10 protein-coding genes and 1 pseudogene are annotated in these 12036 nt (G+C 62.2%); 7 read left to right on the forward strand and 4 right to left on the reverse strand.

Annotation, left to right across the window (positions count from 1 at the left end; genetic code table 11):
* Positions 1-107: 107 nt before the first annotated feature.
* The 3 genes and pseudogenes from gyrA (at position 108) to RBB18_RS23170 (ending at position 3429) form a co-directional block, all read left to right on the forward strand.
* A complete protein-coding gene (gene gyrA / locus RBB18_RS01270; RefSeq protein WP_103761838.1) occupies positions 108-2837 on the forward strand; it encodes a DNA gyrase subunit A in 2730 nt (909 codons plus the stop codon).
* A 240-nt stretch (positions 2838-3077) separates the two neighbouring features.
* The gene (locus tag RBB18_RS23165) at positions 3078-3284 is read left to right on the forward strand and encodes a DUF6614 family protein (protein ID WP_338020407.1); all 207 of its coding nucleotides are present in this window, start codon (positions 3078-3080) and stop codon (positions 3282-3284) included.
* A pseudogene (locus RBB18_RS23170) lies at positions 3202-3429 on the forward strand (DUF6614 family protein). Before RBB18_RS23165 ends, RBB18_RS23170 begins: the two are co-directional and overlap by 83 nt.
* A gap of 29 nt (positions 3430-3458) precedes the next feature.
* Here RBB18_RS23170 and RBB18_RS01280 read toward each other — a convergent pair.
* Positions 3459-4484 carry a polysaccharide biosynthesis/export family protein gene (locus RBB18_RS01280; RefSeq protein WP_306111918.1) on the reverse strand — a complete coding sequence of 342 codons (1026 nt, stop codon included), beginning with the start codon at positions 4482-4484 and terminating at the stop codon, positions 3459-3461.
* 210 nt (positions 4485-4694) lie between these two features.
* Here RBB18_RS01280 and RBB18_RS01285 point away from each other — a divergent pair, with 210 nt between their 5' ends.
* The 3 genes from RBB18_RS01285 to RBB18_RS01295 all read left to right on the forward strand — a co-directional run bounded on the left by RBB18_RS01285 (position 4695) and on the right by RBB18_RS01295 (position 8214).
* A complete protein-coding gene (locus RBB18_RS01285) occupies positions 4695-5522 on the forward strand; it encodes an NAD(P)-dependent oxidoreductase (protein ID WP_103761152.1) in 828 nt (275 codons plus the stop codon).
* Positions 5519-6133, forward strand: coding sequence for a sugar transferase (locus RBB18_RS01290; RefSeq protein ID WP_306111917.1), 615 nt, complete (start codon positions 5519-5521; stop codon positions 6131-6133). Before RBB18_RS01285 ends, RBB18_RS01290 begins: the two co-directional genes overlap by 4 nt.
* Before the next feature lie 200 nt (positions 6134-6333).
* A complete protein-coding gene (locus tag RBB18_RS01295) occupies positions 6334-8214 on the forward strand; it encodes a nucleoside-diphosphate sugar epimerase/dehydratase (RefSeq protein ID WP_306111916.1) in 1881 nt (626 codons plus the stop codon).
* A gap of 7 nt (positions 8215-8221) precedes the next feature.
* Here the strand turns inward: RBB18_RS01295 and RBB18_RS01300 are convergent, their stop codons facing one another.
* The 3 genes from RBB18_RS01300 to RBB18_RS01310 all read right to left on the reverse strand — a co-directional run bounded on the left by RBB18_RS01300 (position 8222) and on the right by RBB18_RS01310 (position 11373).
* On the reverse strand, positions 8222-10054 hold the full coding sequence (locus RBB18_RS01300; protein WP_306111915.1) for an ABC-F family ATP-binding cassette domain-containing protein: 1833 nt from the start codon (positions 10052-10054) through the stop codon (positions 8222-8224).
* 46 nt (positions 10055-10100) lie between these two features.
* Complete coding sequence (locus RBB18_RS01305; RefSeq protein ID WP_306111914.1) at positions 10101-10838, reverse strand: GNAT family N-acetyltransferase; 738 nt, start codon at positions 10836-10838, stop codon at positions 10101-10103.
* An 88-nt stretch (positions 10839-10926) separates the two neighbouring features.
* Positions 10927-11373 (reverse strand): outer membrane protein assembly factor BamE, encoded by a 447-nt coding sequence (locus RBB18_RS01310; protein WP_306111913.1) that lies wholly within the window; start codon positions 11371-11373, stop codon positions 10927-10929.
* 97 nt (positions 11374-11470) lie between these two features.
* Here RBB18_RS01310 and RBB18_RS01315 point away from each other — a divergent pair, with 97 nt between their 5' ends.
* Positions 11471-12025 carry a DUF177 domain-containing protein gene (locus RBB18_RS01315; protein WP_306111912.1) on the forward strand — a complete coding sequence of 185 codons (555 nt, stop codon included), beginning with the start codon at positions 11471-11473 and terminating at the stop codon, positions 12023-12025.
* The last annotated feature ends 11 nt before the right edge of the window (positions 12026-12036 follow it).

Raw genomic sequence — 12036 nt, forward strand, 5'->3', positions numbered from 1 at the left:
CCATATCCTGCCTCTGGTATAGTTTCCGCAACAAGATATAGAACAGTTGCCACAGGACGGGACAGAACGTGAACGACACGCCGGAAACCCCTGAAAACGAAGACGAAATGCCGCCAGAGCGCCCCGCGTATGACGGCCCGACGGTGTCGATCATCGACGAGATGAAGACGTCCTACCTGGACTATGCCATGTCGGTGATCGTCAGCCGCGCCATTCCCGACCTGCGCGACGGTCTGAAACCCGTGCACCGGCGCATCCTTTACGCCATGCACGAAACCGGCAACACCCACGACAAGGCCTACCGCAAATCCGCGCGCCCCGTGGGCGACGTCATGGGTAAATACCACCCCCACGGCGACAGCGCTATTTACGACGCTCTGGTGCGTATGGCGCAGGATTTTTCCATGTCTTTACCGCTACTTGACGGTCAAGGCAACTTCGGCTCGATGGACGGCGACAACCCCGCCGCCATGCGCTACACCGAGGTCCGCATGGACAAGCCCGCCAGCGCGTTGCTGGCGGATATCGAGAAGGAAACCGTCGACTTCCAGGACAACTACGACGGCAAAGACCGCGAGCCCACGGTCCTGCCGGCGCGGTTCCCCAACATGCTCGTCAACGGGGCCGGCGGCATCGCGGTGGGCATGGCCACCAACATCCCGCCCCACAACCTGGGCGAGGTCATCGACGCCACGCTGGCCCTGATCGACAACCCCGACCTGAGCTCCGAGCAACTGATCGAGTATATCCCCGGCCCGGACTTTCCGACGGGCGGCATCATGCTGGGCCGCTCGGGCGCGCGGAAGGCTTACATCGAGGGACGCGGCAGCGTCATCGTGCGGGCAAAGACCCGGATAGAGGAGGTCAGGAAAGACCGCTATGCCATTATTATAGAAGAGATTCCCTATCAGGTGAACAAGTCGGCGATGATCGAGAAGATCGCCGAAACCGTGCGCGAAAAACGCATCGAGGGCATCACCCACGTGCAGGACGAATCCGACCGGCACGGCGTGCGCGTGGTGGTCGAACTCAAGCGCGACGCCACCGCCGAGGTGGTGCTGAACCAGCTGTTCCGCTTTACCCCGATGCAGACCCATTTCGGCTGCAACATGCTGGCGCTGAATGGCGGACGTCCCGAGCAACTGACGCTTTACGGCTTCCTGAGCGCCTTCATTTCATTCCGCGAGGACGTTGTGGCGCGGCGGACCGCCTATGACCTGCGCAAGGCCCGAGAACGCAGTCACGTGCTATGCGGCCTGGCCGTTGCGGTCAGCAATGTCGACGAGGTCGTGGCGACCATCCGTGCCTCCGCCGACGCCGCCGAGGCGCGTGAAAAGCTGATGACCCGGCGCTGGCCGGCTGGCGATATCCTCGAATATATCGCGCTGATCGACGACCCCACCCACAAGGCCAACGAGGACGGCACCTATAACCTTTCCGAAACGCAGGCCCGCGCCATTCTGGAGTTGCGCCTGCAAAGGCTGACGCAACTGGGCGTCAAGGAAGTCACGGACGAGCTGCAGGACCTGGCCGGCAAGATCAAGGAATACCTCGCCATCCTCGCCAGCCGCGAGAGAATCATGCAGATCATCTCGGACGAACTGACCGAGGTGAGAGAGCAGTTCGCCGTCCCCCGCCGCACCGAGATCGTCGACTGGTCGGGCGACATGGAAGACGAGGATCTGATCGAGCGCGAGGACATGGTCGTGACGGTCACGTCAGGCGGCTATATAAAGCGCACCGCGCTGGCCGATTTCCGCGCGCAGAAACGCGGCGGCAAGGGGCTGTCGGGGATGCAGACCAAGGAAGAGGACGTGGTGACCACGCTCTTCGTGGCCAACACGCACACGCAGCTTTTGTTCTTCACCACCGACGGGATGGTCTACAAGCTGAAGACGTGGCGCCTGCCGCTGGGCGGACGCACGTCGAAGGGAAAGGCGATCGTCAACATCCTTCCCATTCCCAGCGGCGTCAGCATCGCGGCGATCATGCCGGTGGATGTGCCGGAAGAAGAATGGGAAAACCTTCAGATATTCTTTGCCACCTCGGCCGGGGACGTACGGCGCAACGCGCTGAGCGACTTCACCAACGTCAAGTCGAACGGCAAGATCGCGATGAAGCTGCCCGACGAAAACACGCGTCTGGTCAACGTGCGCATCTGTTCCGAGGATGATGACGTGATGCTGGTCACCGACTCGGGCCGGGCGATCCGTTTCCGGACAACCGATGTGCGGGTCTTCAAGGGGCGCGACTCCACCGGTGTGCGGGGGATCAGGCTTCAGAATGGAGACACCCTCGTCTCGATGTCGATCATTCGCCATTTCGAGGCCAGCCCGGACGAGCGGGCCGCCTATCTGAAGATGCGCCGCCAGATGGCCGGCGCGGATGACGAGGGCACGGGCGAGGACGAAGGCAATGCCGACGCTCCCCTGCCCCCTGAACGGTTCGAGGAGATGAAAGCGGCGGAGAACCTGATCCTGACGATCACCGAGCAGGGCGCTGGCAAGCTGAGTTCGAGCCACGACTACCCGGTGCGCGGACGTGGCGGCATGGGCGTGCAGGCGATGGACAAGGCGATGCGCGGCGGCGCGTTGGTCGCGTCCTTCCCGGTGGATCTCGAGGACCAGATCATGCTGGCCACTTCGCGCGGGCAGTCGATCCGGGTGCCGGTCGAAGGCATTTCGTTCCGGTCGCGCAGCGCGGGCGGTGTTAAGGTGTTCAACACGGGCAAAGGCGAGAAAGTCGTCAGCGTCGCTTGGATCGCCGAGACCGGAGAAGAGGAACTGCTGGATGGCGAGGCGACGACGGACAAGGCGGAGGACCAGGAGGCAACCTGATTTTCTGAACGCGCCGCGCAAAGCGCGCCGTTTTGAACGACTTTCGCCTCAGCTCGTCGGCAAACAAGATTAAGGAAGCCCCGGATTTCTGCTGCCCTGGGGCGGCAATCGGTGGATCCGGATATCGATGTCGACAACATCTTCGTCGCGATGTGATCCTGACCCGTCGCGTGTGGCGGTAACCAATTGGCAAGGTTTTCGTGCAACGATACGCGCAAACCCACTGGGAAACCGCGTGTCATGAACGTCTATACGTGCCAGATCGACCTCAAGAAAGACGCCAAGTCGTTGCCATTCGCCGCGGCACTGGAAGACTGGAAGTCCCACCTTCAGGCGGGCGGAGATGGTCGGAAACTGCTCGCTGTTGCGCCGCAAGCTGAACCTGGCTTCGGCTGCCCATCGCGACTTCCTGTTGCAAATCGAGCTGTCAGACTTGGCGCAACTTGACCGGGCATTCAGGTGGGTCGGACAACAAAGCGCCTAGGCCGAGACGCTCTACGCTCGGATGCATGACATGATCGAAAGCGCGGATGTCGCACTGGACCGCCCGTTTCCGGAGCCTGAACGCGCCGAACGGTTGGCGATCATTTGAGCGGTTGGCCACTAATCGGGGGTGTTGTGTCAGTCGGTGACGCGGTTGACCGAAGTGGAGACACCGATGACCGTGCCGATGAGACCCATGATGGTTCTGGCCGAATTGATCGGCGACTCAGTCGCGTAAAGCGTGTCGTCGGGCTGCATGTAAAACTGCCGCGCAGAAAATAGCCCGTCGGCAGACGTGAGGTCGAAGCTGAACACGACCTGCTGCTTGTTCGGGCCGGCAAGACCGGGTTTGAGATCCTTGGGCTGGTAGTCGCGCAGGACCAGGACACCTTTGGGATTGGCCGTGCCGGAATTGAGACCGCTGGTCGAAGAAAGCGCCTCCATCACGGTCATGCGTTCCTTTTCGAAATAGACGATCCGCTGGCTGCCGGTCGCCCCGAGGGAGGTAAAACTGCGCTCGTCCTCTACGACGACGATCTGGTCTCCGCCGATAACGCGGACATTGCGGTTGGCGTTCTCGAGCACCGAGGAGACACGTGTTTCGTAGGTGCGGCCACCGCGCTGCAGGCGAACCAACGGGTTGCGCAGCGAAGAATTGACGCCGCCCGCGAGGGCGATGACACTGAGCAACTTTGTATTTCGGCTTTCCAGCGGCACGCGGCCCGGAGACCCGACGCCGCCGACCATATCGACCGAGTTGTTCCGCCCGGGGATAACCGAAAGCTGGACCTGGACGGATGGCTGGATCTGCTCGAACTGCGACTGCAGGCGGGCTCGCGCGGAGGACGGCGTAAGCCCCCGTACCGAAACCTCTCCGACATAGGGCAGGAAGATGCGGCCATTGGCCGTGACCGTCTGCGGCGGTATCTCGGCAGCGGTGCCGTCCAGCCCCGTTAGCAGAGAATTCTCCTCACTGTCCCAGACGACGATATTGACGATGTCGCCAGTCTGGATCGCGGTCGATTCAGGGCCATGGTCGGCACCGAACCAGTGATACTGACTTTGCACGCCGCTTCGCGGCCATTTGGCCAGCAAGGGGGTCAGGGCGCGCGTGACCTCGACAAGCTGGAACGAGGGGTTTTCGGACCTCTGTTCCCTGAGCACCTCGGACTGAACCGCTGCGCCGCGCGGCAGGGCTCAGGCGGACAGCGCCGCAAGACAGAGCGCCAGAAAAACAAACCTGATACTTTTCTTCAATGTACCTGTCCCCCCCGGGCATGCACCGGTTTCCTATCTCATGGACGTGATGATAGACAATGGGGTAATCGAAAAAGTCGGCAATCGGGCAGGATTGCCCCAAGTGGGACGGCCATCATGCGGATGTTGATCACTGGCTCAGGCGGACGGCTCGGGCGATTGCTGTACGCGGCACGGGCCTGTGGCGTTGCGGCAGACTCAGAGATCGTGTTTCAGTCGCGCAAGGCGGGACGAGACGTGCAGTGGCAGCCCGAGGAGCCCATCACACGGCTGCCCGCGTGCGATGCGGTGGTGGCACTGTGGGGCGCGACCGCAGGAAATGCTGAAGAGCTTGCGGTGAACGCGACCCTGGTCGAGACGTCAAGACAAGTGGCACAGGGCCTTGGGGCGCGGGCAGTGTTTCACCTGTCTTCTGCCGCGATCTACGGACCCGGTGCGCGACTGACCGAAGCGGCGGATATAGCGCCGCATACGCCCTATGGCGCGGCCAAGGCCGCGATGGAACGGTCGGTGCGGTGTGGCGACCGCGGAACGGGCGCAGCGGATTGCGTCCTGCGCCTGGCCAACGTGGTCGGGGCCGACAGCCTGGCCGTGGCGTTGGCCGGGAACGCACCGGTGACCCTGGACAGGTTTGCGGACGGACACGGCCCGATGCGCAGTTATATCGGCGCCAGCGACCTTTTGCAGGTCCTGTGCGGGCTGGCGGACCCGGATATCGAGACACTGCCCGATGCGCTCAATATCGCGGCACCTGTACCGGTGGCGATGCAGGACCTCGCCAGCGCGGCGGGCAAGGACGTGGTGTGGCGCCCTGCCCCGGCCGAGGCCTTGCAGGAGGTGTCGCTCGACACGAAACGGATGCAGAAACTACTGCCGGAAATCCGACTTAACGCCGACGCCAAGGCCCTTGTCGCCGACCTGAGCGCGTTGAAGGGTGCGGTATGACCCCCGGCAAACGCCTGATGGATATCGTTCTGGCATTGGTTCTTGTCGTCTTGCTTTGCGTGCCGGCGGCGCTCGTGGCACTCGCCGTGCTCGCGCAGGATGGTCGCCCGGTCCTTTACCCGTCGAAACGGATGAAAGCGCCGGGGCAAAGCTTTACGCTGTGGAAGTTCCGCACGATGTCGACCGCAGCCCGGGACGCGTCAGTGTCCGGCGCCTACAAGCAAAGCAGGATCACGGCGACCGGGCGTTTCCTGCGGCAGAAGCGGTTGGACGAACTACCGCAACTTTGGAACATCCTGCGCGGGGACATGAGCTTTGTCGGGCCGCGCCCGCCCCTGCCCCGATTCGTGAGACTCTGCCCGGAGATCTACCGCGAGGTGTTGAAGAACCGTCCCGGCGTGACCGGTTTGGCAACGCTGGTTTTTCACAAGCGGGAGGAGCGATTGCTGGCACAGTGCCATACGCAGGAGGAGACCGATGCCGTCTACATACGGCGCTGCGTGCCCGCGAAAGCCAAAATTGACCTGATCTGGGCGCGTAACCGTAGCTTGTGCTACGACATGGCATTGATCGCCGCGACTGTTAGGCGAGTTTTCGCTTCCGGTCGATAGCAGTTAAAAGACTTTTAACTTAAAAGCACTTTACTGGAGTACACGTCAGGTTGTTTTGCATACGCAGCATAATATAGCTTGAGAGGGCTAGACCAATCGTCCCGACGGTTTAGGTATTGTGAAGTTGAAAGGTGAATTGTAATGCTTGGGTTGTGTTGTCTCGACTTTCTGCAATCATAGGTGAAAGAGGACGCGACTTGATGCTTTACAAGTTGGCGATTTCGCTTTCCCGTCACCAGAAGCAAAAAATCCTTTTGGCCATCGACAGTGTGCTGATCGCCTTGTCGCACGTGGTTGCCGGTATTCTGCTTCTCGGGATGGACGCCGTCGGCCGCAATATAGAGGCCTTCGTGGGGAGCATCGGTGTTGTGACCTGTGCCGGCGTGGCACTGATCTTGTTTCTGGGTCTGCACAAAATCAAGCTGAACGCCTACCAGATGCAGGGCGTGGTGGAATCAGCCGTGGTCGCCAGCATCCTGATCGTCACGGGTGTCGCGACCTCCTTCACGTTTCTCGGGATGGTGTTTCCGGTGTCGCTTTACGTCGTCATGGGGATGCTGTTCCTGATCCTATCTATCTCGTCCCGGTTGGTGTTGAGGCAGGTCCTTTTGTCGGTGTACCGGCAGGGCAACGCGCGGCTGCCGATCATCATCTACGGGGCTGGTCAGACCGGTCAGCAGCTTGCCACTGCGCTGACGGTCGATGACGCGGTGGCACCGGTTGCCTTTGTCGATGACGATCTGCGGCTTCAGGGAATCACGATTGCGGGGCTGCGGACTTATTCGCCCGGCGACCTGGAGGACCTGATCAGGCGCCATCAGGTGAAACGTGTGGTTCTGGCGATGCCAAGCGCCAATCGTGCGGTTCAGTCGAGCATCATCAAGCGTCTGGCCGATACCTCCTGCGAGGTCCATGCAATGCCGTCTTTTGCGGACCTCGTTGTCACGTCAGGATCCAGCCTTGCGGAAACCAAGCCGGTGGACGTGAATACCCTTCTGGGGCGAGCCGGCTTCGACGACGACCTGCCCGGGATGTCCGACACCTATCGCAATCGGAACATCCTGATTACCGGAGCCGGCGGCTCGATCGGGTCGGAACTGTCGCGCCAGCTTTTGTCGTGCCAGCCCGCCAGGTTGGTGTTGCTTGATCACAGCGAACTCGCGCTCTTCGACACGCATCGCGAGCTTAGCGCGATCCTGCCCGAGGTGACCGTGATTCCGGTGCTGGGCAGCGTGACCGAGGAAAACCACATGGCCGATGTCATGCGGTCCCACGAGATCGACATCGTGCTGCACGCCGCCGCCTACAAGCACGTGCCGATGGTTGAGCAGAACGCGCTGGAAGGAATCCGGAACAACGTCTTCGGGACGCGGACCGTGGCCAGCGCGGCGATGCGCGAGGGCGTGGACCGGTTCATTCTTGTGTCGACGGACAAGGCTGTGCGCCCGTCGTCGATTATGGGCGCGTCCAAGCGCTTTGCCGAGCTGGCGGTACAGGACCTTGCGACGCGATCGAGCACAACGCGATTTTCAATGGTGCGCTTCGGCAACGTACTAGGCTCTTCGGGTTCGGTCATTCCGCTGTTCCAGGAACAGATTGCGCGCGGCGGCCCTGTGACACTGACTCACCAAGACGTAACGCGGTATTTCATGACCATTCCCGAGGCGGTTCGCCTGGTGCTGCTGACCGGATCCTTCGCGCGGGGTGGCGATGTCTTCGTGCTGGACATGGGCAAACCCGTGCCGATTTACGAATTGGCCCGGCGGATGATCGAAAGCGCCGGCCACACGGTGCGCGACGACGAAAATCCGGGCGGCGATATCGGGATCGAGGTGACCGGCCTGCGCCCGGGCGAGAAGTTGCACGAGGAATTGCTGATCGGGTCAGACATGCTGACCACGCCGCACCCCAAAATCCTGCGGGCGCAGGAAAAGCACCTGTCGGAGATTGAAATGGCCAACGCGCTGCAATCGCTGCGGCAGGCCATCGACAGCCGCAACGTGGAACAGATGGAAGCCACGTTGCAGCAATGGATGGAAAAGAGCGACATGAAGGTCGGCGGGAAATCCGTCAACGAGTGAGCTGCCGTCAGCCTGCGTGCTCGGACTTCTCCGCCAGTACCAGCCATTCTTCCTCCGCCTTTGCGAGCGCGGTCTGGCGCGTGCTGAGTCCCTCGCTCGCCTTGGCGAATTTGACCGGCTCGCGGGTGAAAAGATCAGGGTCGGACAGCAGGTCTTCCAACTTGGCAATCTCGGCTTCGAGCCGCGCGATTTCGTCGGGAAGCGTGTCGAGCCGGTGCTGATCCTTGAAGCTGAGTTTGGTTTTGCGGGGCTTGGCCGGTTCGGCGGATTTCGACGACGCGGGCGCGGCCGGCGCCGGTTTGTCGGGCTTTCCCTCTGTTGCGGACTCCGGCGGAACGCGCTGCGCCATGTAATCGGTCCAGCCGCCGGCGTAGACGGTCTGCCGGCCGCGTCCTTCCATGGCGACGGTGGTGGTGGCCACGCGGTCAAGAAAATCCCGGTCGTGGCTCACCAGAAGGACGGTGCCGTCGTAGTCGTCGAGCAGTTCCTGAAGCAGGTCCAGCGTTTCGATGTCGAGATCGTTGGTCGGCTCGTCCAGCACCAGCAGGTTGCTGTCCCGTGCCATCAGCTTGGCCAGTAGCAGGCGGGCTTTCTCGCCCCCGGACAGCGAACGGACCGGCGCACGGACCTGGCGTTCATCAAAGAGAAAATCCTTGAGATAGCCCACCACATGGCGCGGTGTGCCGCGCACCATAACCTGGTCGGCCTGCCCCGAGACGCGCATGTCGGAATCGCCGGTCAGGCTGTCCCAGAGGCTCATGTCGGGGTCGAGCTGGGCGCGTGCCTGGTCGAAAACGACAGGCACGAGGTTGGTGCCGTGGCGCACCTCGCCCGAGTCGGGCTCGAGCGTCTTCATCAGGAGATTCAGAAGCGTCGTCTTTCCGACACCGTTGGGACCGATGAAGGCGACGCGGTCCTTGCGCTGGATGGTGAGGGAGAAGTCGCGCACGATGGGCGCACTCTCGAAGCTCTTGGAGACGCCAAGCGCCTCGATGACCTTGCGCCCCGATTGCGGCCCGCTGGACAGCGCCATGGCGGCCGTACCCTGCCGCTTGATCTGCGAAGCGCGCTCGGCCCGGAGCGCCTGTAGGTTGCGCACCCGGCCCTGGTTGCGTTTGCGCCGGGCCGAAATGCCCTCGACCGCCCAGCGGGCCTCTTCGGCGATCTTGCGGTTGAGCTTGTGGCGAGCCTGGTCCTCTTCCTCCCAGATCTTGTCGCGCCAGGCTTCGAAATTCTCGAACCCCTTTTCCTGGCGGCGTGTGGCGCCGCGATCGATCCAGAGCGTGGCACGGGTGAGCGCGCGCAGGAAGGCCCGGTCGTGGGATATGAGAATATAGCCTGCGCGGGTCTCGCGCAGTTGTTGCTCAAGCCAGCCGATCGCCTCGATATCGAGGTGGTTGGTCGGCTCGTCCAGCAGCATGAGATCAGGCGCCTGCGCCATCAGCTTGGCCAGCGCGGCGCGGCGGTGCTCACCGCCCGACGCGGTGGCGACGGGGCGGTCGGGGTCGAACTTGAGGCCCTCGGCGGCCATTTCGATCCGGTAGTGTTCGGCCACGTCCAGCCCGTCGGCGGCAAAGGCCCCGAGCGTGTCGAAGCCTGTCATGTCCGGCTCCTGCTCCATGTAGCCGACGGAGGTGTCCGGATGAAGCACACGGGTGCCGCGATCGGGTTCCACGAGGCCGGCGATAACTTTCATCAGGGTCGACTTGCCGGACCCGTTGCGGCCCACCAGCGCCACGCGGTCGCCGGCTTGGACGACCAGAGACAGGTCGTCAAAGATCGGCGCTCCGCCGAAGGTCAGGGAGATGTCGGAGAGTTGAAGAAGGGGTGCACGCGCCATGGCGCAGCGCTATCCCGCGCGAGGTACGGCGTCAAGCGACGACGCGCTAGCCCGAAACGGCCCGAAGCAGGCGCTTGCGCGCGGCCGGGATGGCGTTGATCTCGAGCCCGGTGAAAACGTGCAGGGTATTCATCTGCCGGTCCACAACCGCATGGTCGCTGACCCAGCCTCCCATCACCAGGTAGGTGCGCAGGAGCGGTGGCATCCGTAGCATCGCCTGCTTGGCGTCGGGCTTGCGCAAGCGCAGTGCTTGGGCAAAGCGAAATACAGACGGCGCCTTGACCCGCGGCAGCCAGCGGCGCGGCGCAAGGTGGCGGTCCTTTAGCATGGCAAAAGCGTCGAGATAGGTGTCAGCGTCGGTGCCCTTGAACGAAGAGCAGCCGAAGAGCAGTTCTACCTCGTTTTCATCGACATAGCGGGTCATCGCGGCCCAGGCCAAGCGCAGGATATCCGGGTCGCGCGCCTCGGGATGGACGCAGAAGCGGCCCATCTCGACCATGCGGCCGGAAAAGGCGCGCAGCGCGGACAGCTCGTAAAACTGGGCGGAATAGCTGCGCTCGATCTCGTCCCCGCCATTGAGAGGCAGCATCCTGAAACTGCAGATCAGGCGATTGTCCGTGGTGTCCTCGACGAGGATGTGCGTGCAAATGCCGTCAAAGCTGTCCTGGTCGAGCGCCCCGGTCGCCTCGTCACCCTTGAAGGCCAGATGCCGCAGGCGTTGCGCCGCTTCGATATCGGCCGCGCTTTCGGCCGTTCGCGTCCTGTAGCGTCCCTTGCTCAACATGTCAGCCTCATCTGTGACGGTCGCCTAGACGGTATATATATGCGAACCGCTTAGCATGAAGCATGTGACAGGCGAATGACGTCGAAGGTCAGAAGAACTCGCCCGGATCGACATTGCCGAAGTTGCCAAGAATCTGACGCAGGAAGCCGTTGTTGACGACCGAGGAATCGGTCACCCGACGGGTCAGAGGCACGATGTTGCCGTCGGCCAGCGAGAAGGTCTCGATATTGGCAATGGTATCATTCGGGGCGAAGCTGATGGCCAGCACCTGACGCTCGATCACCTCGGGGCGGTACATGCCGAGCTCTTTGACCCGACTGCGTACGTAATAGTAATCGCCGCCGCTGAGCATGCCGGCTGAGGACGGCGGGCCGACCACGTCGTCGACGGTTTCGCGTGTGTCCACACCCACCTGAAGGTTGTTGAGGTCTTCCTGAAGCGGAATATACCCGTGGTTGCGATAGGTCGGCGTACAGGCCGCGAGCGCCACGAACAGGCACAACATGACCCCCGTCTTGGCAAACCAGATTTTCATGCCACACCTCTTCGCCTCTTGAACGGGTCCCCATTGCCCTTTTATTCCGATACAACAAGGTAGCGGTAAGGTTCAAGAAAGGATAGGTCATACGCCCATGACCGGAAAGACAGAAAATACGACCGTGCTGCATCTGGCACAGATGGCGATGAACCGACCGCATCCGTTTCGGATCGAGCCCGATACCGCAACCATGGCGCGGATGGCCGAGGACCTTGGGATCCTCTCTCTGAAAAAGGCCGTGTTCGAAGGCACGATGCATCCCGAGGACGGCGAGAACTGGCGGCTGGAAGCGCGGTTGGGCGCGACGGTGGTGCAGTCCTGCGTAGTGACGCTGGACCCGGTCACCACCCGCATCGAAGAACCGGTCACCCGCAAGTTCCGCAAGGACTGGCCCGGGGTCGACACCGATCAGGAAGAGATCGAAATGCCCGAGGACGAGACAATCGACCCGCTGACCGACCATATCGACCTGTCGGCCTTCATGCAGGAGGCCATCGCACTGGCCTTGCCCGCCTACCCGCGTAGCACAGCGCAGGAACTGGGAACCGCTCGGTATGCGCCCCCTGGCGTGACCCCGCTGACGGACGCGGATGCCAAGCCGTTCGCGGCGCTGGCAAAGCTCAAGGAGCAGTTGAAAGACGACGATTGAGAGCTCGAAAG

Source organism: Roseovarius sp. MMSF_3298, assembly GCF_030733705.1.
Lineage (GTDB): Bacteria > Pseudomonadota > Alphaproteobacteria > Rhodobacterales > Rhodobacteraceae > Roseovarius > Roseovarius confluentis.